This window comes from Flavobacterium gelidilacus DSM 15343, assembly GCF_000422685.1.
GTDB classification, from domain to species: domain Bacteria; phylum Bacteroidota; class Bacteroidia; order Flavobacteriales; family Flavobacteriaceae; genus Flavobacterium; species Flavobacterium gelidilacus.
Window position 1 is genome coordinate 1 of the sequence record NZ_AUGN01000011.1, and the last position, 12,698, is coordinate 12,698.

The 12,698-nt window shown below is 30.4% G+C and carries 13 protein-coding genes; 8 read left to right on the forward strand and 5 right to left on the reverse strand.

The features are described from left to right. Positions 1 to 288, forward strand: a 288-nt coding sequence (locus G507_RS16520; protein WP_035665763.1) for an OmpA family protein, incomplete at its 5' end; no start/stop codon positions are given. Positions 289 to 378: 90 nt separating this feature from the next. On the opposite strand, the gene G507_RS0106435 is transcribed toward G507_RS16520, so the two are convergent. The 5 genes from G507_RS0106435 to G507_RS0106455 are packed head-to-tail and all read right to left on the reverse strand — an operon-like array spanning position 379 to position 4,271. Beyond that, on the reverse strand, positions 379 to 954 hold the full coding sequence (locus G507_RS0106435; protein ID WP_026716727.1) for a PhnA domain-containing protein: 576 nt from the start codon (positions 952 to 954) through the stop codon (positions 379 to 381). An 8-nt stretch (positions 955 to 962) separates the two neighbouring features. After that, on the reverse strand, positions 963 to 1,460 hold the full coding sequence (locus tag G507_RS0106440; RefSeq protein WP_026716728.1) for a DUF6646 family protein: 498 nt from the start codon (positions 1,458 to 1,460) through the stop codon (positions 963 to 965). Between the two features lie 46 nt (positions 1,461 to 1,506). Then, positions 1,507 to 2,235 carry a metallophosphoesterase family protein gene (locus G507_RS0106445; protein WP_026716729.1) on the reverse strand — a complete coding sequence of 243 codons (729 nt, stop codon included), beginning with the start codon at positions 2,233 to 2,235 and terminating at the stop codon, positions 1,507 to 1,509. Further along, positions 2,228 to 3,376: an ATP-binding protein gene (locus G507_RS0106450; RefSeq protein ID WP_026716730.1), complete on the reverse strand. Its 1,149-nt coding sequence runs from the start codon at positions 3,374 to 3,376 to the stop codon at positions 2,228 to 2,230. The genes G507_RS0106445 and G507_RS0106450 overlap by 8 nt, the downstream gene beginning before the upstream one ends. 25 nt (positions 3,377 to 3,401) lie before the next feature. Further along, positions 3,402 to 4,271 (reverse strand): aldo/keto reductase, encoded by an 870-nt coding sequence (locus G507_RS0106455; protein WP_035665765.1) that lies wholly within the window; start codon positions 4,269 to 4,271, stop codon positions 3,402 to 3,404. A 188-nt stretch (positions 4,272 to 4,459) separates the two neighbouring features. Between G507_RS0106455 and G507_RS0106460 the strand changes: the two genes are divergently transcribed. The 7 genes from G507_RS0106460 (at position 4,460) to G507_RS0106490 (ending at position 12,696) form a co-directional block, all read left to right on the forward strand. Beyond that, complete coding sequence (locus G507_RS0106460; RefSeq protein WP_026716732.1) at positions 4,460 to 5,464, forward strand: AAA family ATPase; 1,005 nt, start codon at positions 4,460 to 4,462, stop codon at positions 5,462 to 5,464. A gap of 151 nt (positions 5,465 to 5,615) precedes the next feature. Beyond that, a complete protein-coding gene (locus G507_RS0106465) occupies positions 5,616 to 6,479 on the forward strand; it encodes a DUF58 domain-containing protein (RefSeq protein ID WP_026716733.1) in 864 nt (287 codons plus the stop codon). A 47-nt stretch (positions 6,480 to 6,526) separates the two neighbouring features. Continuing rightward, complete coding sequence (locus G507_RS0106470) at positions 6,527 to 8,137, forward strand: hypothetical protein (RefSeq protein WP_026716734.1); 1,611 nt, start codon at positions 6,527 to 6,529, stop codon at positions 8,135 to 8,137. Then, complete coding sequence (locus G507_RS0106475; protein ID WP_026716735.1) at positions 8,137 to 9,141, forward strand: vWA domain-containing protein; 1,005 nt, start codon at positions 8,137 to 8,139, stop codon at positions 9,139 to 9,141. Before G507_RS0106470 ends, G507_RS0106475 begins: the two co-directional genes overlap by 1 nt. Before the next feature lies 1 nt (position 9,142). Further along, the gene (locus G507_RS0106480; RefSeq protein ID WP_026716736.1) at positions 9,143 to 10,183 is read left to right on the forward strand and encodes a vWA domain-containing protein; all 1,041 of its coding nucleotides are present in this window, start codon (positions 9,143 to 9,145) and stop codon (positions 10,181 to 10,183) included. After that, a complete protein-coding gene (locus G507_RS0106485; RefSeq protein WP_026716737.1) occupies positions 10,176 to 10,883 on the forward strand; it encodes a tetratricopeptide repeat protein in 708 nt (235 codons plus the stop codon). Before G507_RS0106480 ends, G507_RS0106485 begins: the two co-directional genes overlap by 8 nt. Before the next feature lie 31 nt (positions 10,884 to 10,914). Next, positions 10,915 to 12,696 carry a BatD family protein gene (locus G507_RS0106490; protein ID WP_026716738.1) on the forward strand — a complete coding sequence of 594 codons (1,782 nt, stop codon included), beginning with the start codon at positions 10,915 to 10,917 and terminating at the stop codon, positions 12,694 to 12,696. Positions 12,697 to 12,698 lie beyond the last annotated feature (2 nt).

Sequence of the window (12,698 nt, forward strand, 5' to 3'; positions counted from 1 at the left end):
GAAGAGCTTGATAAGTTAGTGGAAGTAATGAAGACAGAAGAGCACAAAGACATGGTTATATTTGCAAAATCGCATACGGATAACAGAGGAAGTGATAGATATAACTTAAACTTATCAGATAGAAGAGCAAAATCTACAGTTCAGTATATTATCTCAAAAGGAATTGCAAAAGATAGAATTACAGGACAAGGATTTGGAGAAAGCGAACCAAAAGTGGTTTGTGATGATTGTTCAGAAGAAGAGCACGCTCAAAACAGACGTTCGGAATTCTTAATCGTTAAGAAATAAGAACAGAAAATAAAATTAACCAACCCAACCAAAACTAAAAATCCCTAATTCAATTGAATTAGGGATTTTTTTATGAATATTAATTTGTGATTATTTAGTCTTCTTTACATATTGTGTTAAGATAACAATGTGTTGATTTTCAACTCTTCCTTCAATATGTTCTGGGTTGTCCCAAACTAATTTAATATTGTGAACAGCTGCTCCACGTTTAGCAGTAAAATTAGCACCTTTCACGTCTAAATCTTTGATTAGAACAACAGAATCGCCATCGTTTAGAATGTGTCCATTACTATCTTTGTGAATTATTTTTTCTTCATCATCATCAGTTTCACCAGTGGCTTTTGCCCATTCTAAGCCATCTTCATCAAGATACATCATCTCTAACATGTCCATGTTTTTTAATCTTGCGTGCATTCTCCAAGATACAATTTGAACAGGAAGGTTCTCATTCCACATGCTATCACTAAGACCTCTCCAGTCGTTAGAATCAGTTGTGTCAGGATTTTCAATTTGGTCTTTTAATTTTTGTGAAATTAAAATGCAGTTTTCTGGAGTTTCTTCTGTTTTTGGTTCAATTAAATAAGCCACTAAATTTTCATCAGTACCACTAATTTCGCATACAGAACCACTTCTATCTTTTAATCTCTTTTCAGTAACTATATCCATTGTGTTTTTTATTGTATGTTGAAACTAGCTCCAATATTAAAAGTAAATTGATTATTATATTTGTCAAAACCAACTAAATTAGTTTTATAACTTGCAATTGGAAAACCTGCTTCAGAATAAACCCCAAACCCATCTGTGAAGAAGTAACGGATACCAACGTGACCACCAAAATTTCTTAACCCTAAACTTAATCCAGGGTAAATATCAACAGCATCACTAATGTTTAGTACATTTCCAATGTTTGCATTAAAACGAACTTTAAGATCTGCCCTATCTTCAAAATCTGGCTTTACATCATTAATTCTTTCTGCATTCAATAAATATACAGCAGCAAAACCAAAAGACATATTTTCTCCTAAACCGAAGTCAGTTGTAACATTAATTCCAGTTCCATTTTCTTGCATATTAGCACCTATTTGAAACTTCACGTCACCTTTTCCACTAAAAACTTGAGCGTTAGTAGTAAACGCAATTAAAATAACAATAAGAGTAGTAATTTTTTTCATTTGTTTTTTGTTTGAATAAATATACTACAAAGATAGCAAGATAAATTTAATTACGCCCGTTTTCATTAGAATACAAACTAGGTAACGAATCACTTTGCCAAAATTCTTTAGTTTCAATATCTAAAATTGTTAATGGACCAGTAAATGCTGCACCAGTATCAATATTCCAAACACAAGCTTTATGGATAGGAGTTGTTTGATTAATTTTGGTAGTTGGTGTATGTCCAATATAAATTTCCTTATATAATTTTAATCGACTTGGATATAATTCACTTTCAAACGGAATGCTTTTGTCTAATGCTAAAGCTAATTCCCATAAAGTTCTATCCCAATAGAATAAAGGTTTAAAGTGTTCAAAATCAATCCCTTTTAAATTGGTGAAACCTGCGTGAATGAACAATCTGTTTTCTTCATCTAAATAATTTGAAACTAATTTTTCAAGAAAGTTGATGTGTTTATATATAGTTGACTCATCTGTCTTTTCGTAGGCTTCAATAGTAGATTTTCCACCATGTTTAAACCACTCTATATTATAGGAATTGTTTTTTAGATAATTTAACAATAGGTCATCATGATTTCCTCTTATGAAAACACAGTTTTGTTTTTTATCTAAAGCCATTAGAAAATCTAAAACTTGAGGCGATTCACTCCAACCATCAACATAATCTCCTAAAAAAATTAAAGTATCATTTTGAGTAACATTAGCTCTTTCTAAAACTTGGATTAAAGCTTTTAATCCACCGTGAATATCACCTATTACTAATTTTCTATTCATTTTTATTATATTTCATTTTCCTCAAAACACGCAAAGCTTCTTTAAAAGCGATGTAAACTTCGGGATTTTCATATTGTTTTAAAACTAATTTAGCATCAATTAACTTTTGTTTGGCCTCATCAAATCCATTTAAGTAACAAATCATTAAAATAGAAGGAATATTTTCAACATCTTTTTTTTCCTGATCATTTAATAAATTTTTTTTAATCATTTTCTGAATCAACGCTAAAGTCGAATTGTAAATGTGAAACAACATTTTTCGATTATATTGTGGTGGTTCAAACAAAAATTCGGAATCCATTTTATAATAACCATTGTCAAAAAATGTAATTTTTAATTTTTCTAAAGGATAATAACTGGTTTTGTCATTCAAACCTAATTGAACGTATTCGGTAATCATAAAAGATTCCTTGTCAAAAGAAATGCTAATTTCATCTAAAGCAGAATAAAACAACTTCACTTGTTCGTTAACGAGCTCAATATCAACTCTTGAATAATACGTTTTGTCTTTAACTTTCTTTTTATTTCCAGCCCAACAAACTACAAAAAGTTCCTTAAAAACTTTGTATTCTGAAGGCAAGTCTTTGTGCGAAATATTTATAAAATGTAAAACACTTTCTAAGGTATGTTCAATGCTATTTCTAGAATTATTTTCAATGCTAATTACAGTTTCAGTGTTAATTTTTGAAAAAGAAACCTTTTCATGGGTAGGCATAGTACTGCTTCCGACTCGAATAAAAGTTGAATTTGCCAGAATTGTATAAATGTTTTTCTTGAATTTAGAAACCTTTCCATTAGGCTTAATTGTAACTAGACCAACAACCTTATCTGAGGACAAATTTGGAAAAGGCACATTCTCATATTGAATTTTTGGAGGATTTTCTAAATAAGCATTTACCAAATTTTGAATGCGACTGTCATCAAAAAAATCATCTCCAACAATTTCATTCGTTTCATCTTCAACACCCACAACAATAAAAGATGAATTTGTTGGGTTTGAATTAGATAAAGCACAAATGTGTTTTAAAAACTTTGCTTTTCCTTCTTTGCTATGTAAGTTTAACTGACGCTTTTTGTCATAAAAACTGTTCTCATCATTGTGAGCTAGTAAATTTTTGACAAGCAGGCGTTTGTTAATCATGTTTTATAGTTTTCATAGAAAGTTTTTAAGGAACTTCATTTCCTTGGCTTTCTGTCCAAATCGCAAACCAATCTTCTAAATCTAATTTAATTTTTTTAGCATTATTCAATTGTGGAATTCTAGTTAAATTTGTTGTTCCAACTACTGGAATAATATGTGAAGGATGTTGCAAAACCCATGAAAGCAATAACAAATCCGAAGAAACCTCATATTTGATAACTAAATCTGTCAAGATTTTTTTTAATCTTCTAGTTTGTTGTGAATCTTCTTTAAATACTGATCCAAGAGGGTTCCATGCCATTGGTTTTATAGCATTATTTTGCATAAAATCTAAACTTCCGTTCAGCATTGCTTCAGAATCTGTGGCTGAAAATTGAATTTGGTTAAATTCAACAGGAATGACTTTTTGTAATAATTCAGTTTGAGAATTGGTGAAATTGGAAACTCCAAAAGATAAAATTTTACCTTGTGATTTTAATTGATCAATTGCTTTTGCAACTTCATCTGGTTGAAGCAAAGGACTAGGTCTGTGTAATAAAAACACATCTAAATAATCAGTTTGAAGATTTTTTAATGAATTTTCTGCACTCCAAATAATGTAATCAGCCGAATAATCATAATGTTTAACCTTATAATTTCTTTCTTCAGAAATAAGTTTTATTCCACATTTAGAAATAAGTTGAATAGCGTTTCTGTCAATTCTAGATTGTGAAAAAGCTTTTCCAAAAGAGGCTTCCGTTGTGTAACCACCATAAATATCAGCATGATCAAATGAAGTAATATTTTGAGATAAAAAAGCATGAATTAAAGTAGTCATTTCTTGAGCGTTTAAGTTTTTGTCCCAAACACCCCAATTCATAACTCCAGCCACAATTGGCGAAAGTTTTGCAGTCATATTTATAGTATTTTTAAATTTTTTCTTAAAAGTATAAAACTAAATCATAAATCATTCCCAATTAAGGGCTATTCAGATTATTTTTAACGGAATGTTAACAACAAAAAAGTAAAAAAAAGTACAATTTTGAAACGTTATAAAAAATCACATAGTTTTACCCGAGAATTCGGTACTAAATTAATAATAAAATGGAAGAAAACACAATGACTTTGGATATTAGAGCGATCAATGAAAAGATTGAAAGAGAAAGTGCTTTTATTGATTTGCTTACAATGGAAATGAATAAAACAATTGTCGGACAAAAGCATATGATTGAACGATTGTTAATTGGACTTTTAGGACAAGGACATATTTTGTTAGAAGGTGTACCTGGTTTAGCAAAAACATTAGCAATAAATACTTTGGCTCAAGCTGTTGAAGGAAGTTTTAGTAGAATTCAGTTTACACCGGATTTGTTACCAGCTGATGTCGTTGGAACTATGATTTATAATATGAAAGACAATGCTTTTTCTATCAAGAAAGGGCCAATTTTTGCCAACTTTGTCTTAGCAGATGAGATTAACCGTGCTCCAGCAAAAGTACAATCAGCTTTGCTTGAAGCGATGCAAGAAAAGCAAGTAACGATTGGAGACACAACTTTCAAATTAGATAAGCCGTTTTTTGTATTAGCCACACAAAACCCTGTGGAACAAGAAGGAACATATCCCTTGCCAGAAGCTCAAGTTGACCGTTTTATGCTTAAAACCGTTATTGATTATCCAAAAATGGAAGACGAACGTGTGATTATGAAGCAAAGTTTAATGGGTAATTATGATAAAATCAATCCAGTAGTTTCTGTAGAACAAATTAAACGTGCACAAGAAGCCGTGAAAGAAGTTTATATGGATGAAAAAATCGAAAAATACATTTTAGATATTGTTTTCGCTACTCGTTATCCAGAAAAATATAAATTAGAAAGTCTTAAGCCGTTAATCAGTTTTGGAGCTTCACCTCGTGGAAGTATCAATTTAGCAATGGCCTCAAAATGTTATGCTTTTATTAAACGAAGAGGTTATGTAATTCCAGAAGATGTTCGTGCGGTTGTTCATGATGTTCTTCGTCACAGAATTGGAATTACATACGAAGCAGAAGCTGAAAATATAACTTCTGTGGATATCATCAATAAAATTGTAAACGAAGTTGAAGTACCTTAGTTGGTAGTGTTCAGTTATTAGTTGGCAGTTGCTTAACGTAAAATAACACGCTAAAACTTTAAAATTACTAAAAAAGTTGAATTGTTGACAATTGTACAACACAAAGCTAATCACTGATCACTCAATACTGAACACTGATTACTCAAAAAAAATGGATACAAAAGAAATTCTTAAAAAAGTACGTAAAATAGAAATCAAGACCCGAAGATTGAGCGATCATATCTTTTCGGGAGAATATCATACTTCTTTTAAAGGACGTGGAATGACTTTTTCTGAAGTCCGTCAATACCAATTTGGAGATGATGTTAGAAGTATTGATTGGAATGTAACAGCAAAATATAACGAACCTTACGTAAAAGTTTTTGAAGAAGAACGAGAACTTAACATGATGCTATTAGTTGATTGTTCTGGTTCTGAAAGTTTTGGAACTAAAAACCAATTAAAAAGTGAAATTATTGCCGAAATTGGAGCAACTTTAGCTTTTTCAGCGACTAATAATAACGATAAAATAGGGTTGATTTTATTTTCAGACGAAATAGAGTTGTTTATTCCACCAAAAAAAGGAAAATCACACGTGTTAAGAATTATTAGAGAATTAATTGAATTTCAGCCAAAAAGCAAGAAAACCGATTTGTCTCAAGCCTTAAAATTCTTATCAAGCATCATGAAGAAAAAAGCAATTGTTTTTGTGATTTCAGATTTTATGGCGAAAGATTATGAATCAACTTTAAAAATTGTTTCAAAAAAGCACGATATAACTGGAATTAGAGTTTTTGACCAAAGAGAAGAAAGTATTCCAAATATTGGGTTGGTTCAAATGCTTGATGCAGAAACAAACGAATTAATGTATGTAAATACAAATTCAAAAAAATTACGATTAGATTACGAAGTTAATCACAGAGAAAATGTAGATTATTTCAAAACTACTTTCTCAAAATCTGGAGCTGGAGTAATTCACTCAAGAGTTGATGAAAATTACGTAAAAAAATTGCTGAGTTACTTCAAGGCTAGATAATGTTTCAAGATTGATGATAATTGAATTTAGATTTCAGAAATAAAAAAATGACAAAAAGATTATACATACTGTTTTTATTGATTTCAGCGTTTGGATTTTCCCAATCGATAACTTCTTCAGTAGATTCTACAGAAATAAAAATCGGTTCTCAATTGAATTTGATTCTAAAAGCAAAAGTAACGCTAAAAGATCATGTGGTTTTTCCAGAGCGAAAATTCATTGGTCGTCTAGAAGTTTTAGAATCGTACCCAATTGACACAATCAAAGACAATGACAAACTAGAATTAATAAAAAAATACGGATTAACGCAATTTGATTCTGGAGTTTATAAAATACCTAGCATTGCAGTTCGAATTAATAATAAAGAATATTTTTCAGATTCATCTTCAGTCAGAGTTAATGATGTAAAGGTTGATACTATTGTGCAACCCATGTTTGATATTAAACCTATTGTAGAAGTCAATAAACCAGCAAGTGATTGGTGGAAATATGTGTTATTTGGTCTTTTAGTTATTGGATTAGGCGTTTTAGCTTATTTCATTATAAAAAGAATTCAGAAAAATAAAAAAGAGGAAGCTAAAGGTTTCGCTTCTCCAATTGAAAAAGCATTAGTCTATTCTGAAAACCTAGAAAAAAAGAGTCTTTGGCAAAACGGAAAAGTAAAAGAGTATTATTCTGAATTAACAGATATTGCTCGTGTCTACATAGAAGAATCACTGTCTGTTCCTGCTATGGAAAGTACTTCAAATGAACTATACAAAGCATTAAGAGCCGAAACAGGAAAAAGAAATATAAAAATCAGTCCTTCTTCATTAAACCAATTTAACGAAGTATTAAAAAATGCCGATTTAGTAAAATTTGCCAAATCACAACCAATAGCTTCAGAAATTGAAGAAAGTAAAATGATAATAAATGAGTTTTTATTGTCATTAGATAAAGCAACTCCAAGAACCCAAGAAGAACAAGATAATCTGTTTCAAGAAGAAATTAGAATCAAGAAAGCTAAAAAAGATAAAGTAATTCGTCTTGTACTTTCTATTGTAGTTGTAATTGTGTTTTTGTTTATATCATTAATAGTATTTGCTAGAACAATTGCTTACGATTATTTGAAAGATAATTATATTGGACACACCTCAAAAGAATTGTTAGAAAAAGAATGGGTAATATCAGAATATGGTGATCCAGCCATAAAAATTGAAACCCCAAGAGTTTTAAAACGTACTGTTGACGAAAGAGTGCAGCAAAATTTACCACCAACTGTTAAGTCTGTTGGAAGATTTACATATGGAAGTTTGATTGATAACTTCTCCATAACATTAAACACAACTACTTTTAAAGATTCTGTCGCTTTAGATAAAGACATTGCTATAGAAGCAGATATTAAATATTTAGAATCTGTTGGTGCAAAAAATATTTTAGTAAAAGTTGGTGATTATGAACCAAAAAAAGGGCTTTCAGGTAAAAAGGCCTACGGAACATTTACAGTAAATAATCCTATAGATAAAAAAGAATATAAAATGGCTTATGAAATTGTGATTTTTGCGCAACCAAACTCAGCACAAGAGTTCTTTTTAATCTATAAAGACGGTGATAAAGATGCAGAGAAGATGATGGAACGCGTAAGAAACTCTATTGAACTTAAAAAAAGTAGTTTATAATGGGAAATATAACTTTTTTAAATCCACATTTTTTCTGGTTGTTTTTAACAATCCCATTAGCTATTGGTTGGTATTTTTATAACAAAAATAACAGAGATGCAAGTTTAAAAATTAGCTCAACAAAATCGTTCAAAAATAGCCATTCACTATTGTCAAAAGTAAAACCACTATTGTTTTACGTTCGATTGATAGCTTTATCGTTAATAATTTTAGCATTAGCAAGACCAAGAACAGTTGATGTTTCAGTAAAACAAAAATCAACAAGTGGAATTGATATTGTAATGGCAATAGATGTTTCTGGAAGTATGTTGGCCAAAGATTTAAAACCAAACCGTTTAGATGCGCTTAAAAAAGTAGCCTCAAAATTCGCAAATGATAGAATAAATGACCGAATCGGAATTGTAGTTTATGCAGGTGAAAGTTATACAAAAACACCAGTAACGTCAGATGCATTAATTGTACAACAAGCTATAAAATCTATTGAATATGATGATTCAATAATTCAAGATGGAACCGGAATTGGTGTAGGTTTGGCAACTGCTATAAACCGTTTAAGAGAAAGTAAAGCCAAAAGCAGAATAATTATTTTATTGACTGATGGTGTTAACAATTCAGGAACAATTGACCCAAGAATGGCTGCTGATATTGCCAAAAAATACGGAATAAAAGTCTATACAATAGGTTTAGGAACAAATGGAAGAGCAATGTTTCCTTATGCAAAAGGACCAAGTGGAAAATTTTTATACCAAATGATGGATGTAGAAATTGACGAAGGTTTAATGAAGGAAATTGCAAAAAAAACAGACGGAATTTATTACAGAGCAACAAGTAATGAAAGATTAGAAGCCATTTATGACAACATTAATAAGCTTGAAAAGACAGAAATAAAAGAAAAAAAATTTACTAATTATAACGAATTGTTTAGACCATTACTACTTGTAGCTTGTGGTTTATTGTTGATAGAAGTACTATTAAGAAACACAATTTTAAGAGGATTTATATAAAATGTTTCAACTAGAAGAATCAAAATATTTGTATTTATTGCTGATAGTGCCAATTGTGGTAGTGTTTTTCGTATTCAATTTTTATTGGAAAACTAAAAAGCAAAAAGAGTTTGGTGATTTAGATTTGGTAAAAAAACTGATTCCAGAATATTCTGGTTTTAAGTCAATTCTTAAGTTTTTATTGGTCGTTTTGGGATTGAGTGCTATAATAATTGCTATAGCAAATCCAAGATTAGGAACAAAAATGGAAACGATAAAACGTGACGGAATTGATATTGTCTTTGCGTTAGATGTTTCTAAAAGTATGTTGGCCGAAGATGTTGCTCCAAATCGTTTAGAGAAATCAAAACAAATCATCAACCAAATTATTAATAATTTACAAGGAGATAGAATTGGTTTAATTGCTTACGCGGGAAGTGCTTATCCTATTTTACCAATGACATCGGATTATAGTATTGGAAAAATGTATTTGCAAAACGCGAATACTAATATGCTTTCATCACAAGGAACTGCATTAAATCAAGCGATTAATCAAGCGATCAATTTCTTTGATGATGACCAACAAAGTAAGTTATTGATTTTAATTTCTGACGGGGAAGACCATGGTGATGATTCAAAAGAAGCTCTAGAAATTGCTAAAGAAAAGGGTATAAAAATTGTAACAATAAGTGTTGGAACAACTAAAGGTGGACAAATTCCAATCAAAGAAAATGGCAAAGTTTTAGGCTACAAAAAAGATTCAAACGGTGAAATAGTTGTAACCAAAATGAATGCTGAATCACTAAAATTAATTGCAGAAGCAACTAAAGGAAAATATCTAGACGGAAATAATACTAAATCAGTTGTAGATAATTTGCAAACTGTTTTAAATTCAATTGAAAAAAACGAATCTGAAACACAACAAATAGCTGAATTTAAATCGCAATATCAATGGTTTTTAGGTTTAGGATTTCTGCTGTTATTTATAGATTTGCTGATGTTTGAAAGAAAAACAGCCTGGTTTCAAAAATTAAATTTATTTAAAGAGAAAAGAGATGAATAGAGTAATTGTTTATATAGTTTTATTAGTTTCTTCTTTTATTTTTGCACAAGAAGATCACAAAGATTTGTATAAAGGAAATGAATCTTTCAAAGGAAAGAAATACATTGCTTCAGAGGCAGATTATAGAGTTTCGGCTTCATCCGATAAAAAGGTAAAAGCAGCTTCTTATTATAATATGGGAAATAGTATTTATAGACTAAATCAACCAGGAGAAGCTAAGTTCAAGTTTTTTGAAGCAACAACTTCCGCTAAAACTAAGGATGAAAAACATAAGGCTTTTCATAATTTAGGAAACACTTTAATGTTAGAAAAAAACTATCAAGGAGCAGTTGAATCTTATAAAAATGCTTTGCGTAATAATCCTTATGATGAGCAAACGCGTTATAATTACGCTTTAGCAAAAAAGTTCTTAAAGGAAAATCCTCCAAAAAGTGGTGGTGGTGGAAATGATAAGGATAAAAACAAAGATAAAGATCAAGACAAGAATAAAGACCAAGATCAACAAGATAAAAAGGACAAAAAAGATCAAAATAAAGAAGGTGATAAAGAGGATAAAGGAAATCCAAAACCACAAGGAGCTGACAAACAAAAAATTGAAAACATCTTAGAAGCAGTTAATAACGCTGAAAAGAAGATTCAAGAAAAAGTAAATTCTCGCAAAGAAAAAGGAGTCCGTGTTCAAACAGATAAAGATTGGTAATAATTAGATACTGAAATAAATTCAGCATAAAATGAAAAAGATTTTTTTAATTTTCGCGATTTTAATCCAATTCACTGCCTTGGCTCAAGTAAAATTTGAAGCAAGAACAGATAAGGATACCTATGCTTTAAACGAAAAGATTCTACTTACTTTTATGATTAACAATGATGGAGATAACTTTGATCCACCAAAATTAGAGTCTTTTAGAGTTGAAGGTCCTTCAATTAGTAAAGGAAACAACACTTCAATTTCTATTAATAACGGAAAAGTAAACAGTAGAAGAGAAATTTTCACCCAATTAAATTATTACCTTACTCCAAAGTCAAAAGGAACTTTTACTATTCAGCCGGCAACAATCGAATATGAAGGAATAATTTACAAATCAAATCCAGTTGTTGTAAGAATTGTTGATGCTGTACAAATGCCTTATGATCCAAATGATCCATTAGCTCAAGTTGGAGAAGGTGTTTTTTTAGTGGCTGATATTTCTAAACAAAATCCTTATGTAAATGAACCTGTAACCGTAGTTTATAAAGTATATTTTGATCCAAGATATGGTGTAAATAATGTTCGTGAAACAGATAATCCAGCTTACAATGGTTTTTGGAGTCAGTTTCAAGATATGAAAAACTTAAAAGCAGTTTTAGCAAAATACAACGGAAAAGACTATGCAATGGTTGAATGGAGAAAAGTTATATTATATCCATTAGAATCAGGAAATAAAAACCTAGATCCTTTAACAATTACAATGGATGTAAATGTACCCGTTAGAAGAACTTCTCCTTATGAAAGTCCTTTTCAAACCGTTTCAAAAACTATTTCTGCTGGTGCAAGAACAATTAATGTAAAGCCTTTGCCAGAAGCTAATAAACCAATCGATTTTAAAGGCGCTGTCGGAGATTTTGCTTTTAAAATAGTGCCTTCGAAAAAGCAAGTCAAGTTTGGTGAATCATTAGATTTAGTGGTTGAAGTTTCAGGAAAAGGAAATTTAAAATTATTTGAATTACCAAAACTTGAATTACCAACAGCTTTCGATGTTTTCGAGCCAAAACACAACGAAGAAGTCAATACACCTTTATCTGGAATGATAGGAAAAATTTCAGACACTTACACAATTGTGCCTCAAGCCAAAGGAAAATATCCAATTAAACCATTAGTGTTTTCTTATTTTGATTTGAAATCTAATTCATACAAAACTATCACTTCTGAAGAATTTGTTGTAGATGTTATAGATGGGCCAGGTTTAGCAACAGTCGCCTCAAATAATTCTGAAAAACAAGATATTACTAAAACGGAAACCTTCCAATTCATAAATAGAAAAACAAGTTTTGAACCTATAAATAAAAGCACACCATTTGGATCAACTATTTATTATTCATTATTGCTCTTGCCGTTGTGTTTTATTCCGATTTTATTCATAGTGAAACGTAAAACAGACGAATACGTAAGCGATGAACACGGAAACAGAATTCGAATGAATAACAAATTAGCGAAGAAATATTTAGGGGAAGCTAAAAAACAATTAGGAAACAAAGTGCCTTTCTATTTGGCTATTGAAAAAGCATTACATAATTTCTTAAAAGCTAAATTGAATATTGAAACGTCTGAAATGGATAAAGAAAACATCCAATTATTACTAGTGCAGAAAAATGCTTCTCAAGAATCTGTTGCTAATTTTATAAATACAATGAAATCAGCCGAATTTGCAAGATATGCACCTTCATCAGACGATACCATGAAATTAGATTTTGAAAAAGCCGTAGAAAGTATTTCACTATTAGAAAAAGAATTAACTCAAACTAAATCAGTTTAATA

Bases quoted from the DNA above. Each gene is read 5' to 3' on its own strand.
- G507_RS0106435 (WP_026716727.1), bottom strand. From the start codon at position 954: ATGGATATAGTTACTGAAAAGAGATTAAAAGATAGAAGTGGTTCTGTA.
- G507_RS0106440 (WP_026716728.1), bottom strand. From the start codon at position 1,460: ATGAAAAAAATTACTACTCTTATTGTTATTTTAATTGCGTTTACTACT.
- G507_RS0106445 (WP_026716729.1), bottom strand. From the start codon at position 2,235: ATGAATAGAAAATTAGTAATAGGTGATATTCACGGTGGATTAAAAGCT.
- G507_RS0106450 (WP_026716730.1), bottom strand. From the start codon at position 3,376: ATGATTAACAAACGCCTGCTTGTCAAAAATTTACTAGCTCACAATGAT.
- G507_RS0106455 (WP_035665765.1), bottom strand. From the start codon at position 4,271: ATGACTGCAAAACTTTCGCCAATTGTGGCTGGAGTTATGAATTGGGGT.
- G507_RS0106460 (WP_026716732.1), top strand. From the start codon at position 4,460: ATGGAAGAAAACACAATGACTTTGGATATTAGAGCGATCAATGAAAAG.
- G507_RS0106465 (WP_026716733.1), top strand. From the start codon at position 5,616: ATGGATACAAAAGAAATTCTTAAAAAAGTACGTAAAATAGAAATCAAG.
- G507_RS0106470 (WP_026716734.1), top strand. From the start codon at position 6,527: ATGACAAAAAGATTATACATACTGTTTTTATTGATTTCAGCGTTTGGA.
- G507_RS0106475 (WP_026716735.1), top strand. From the start codon at position 8,137: ATGGGAAATATAACTTTTTTAAATCCACATTTTTTCTGGTTGTTTTTA.
- G507_RS0106480 (WP_026716736.1), top strand. From the start codon at position 9,143: ATGTTTCAACTAGAAGAATCAAAATATTTGTATTTATTGCTGATAGTG.
- G507_RS0106485 (WP_026716737.1), top strand. From the start codon at position 10,176: ATGAATAGAGTAATTGTTTATATAGTTTTATTAGTTTCTTCTTTTATT.
- G507_RS0106490 (WP_026716738.1), top strand. From the start codon at position 10,915: ATGAAAAAGATTTTTTTAATTTTCGCGATTTTAATCCAATTCACTGCC.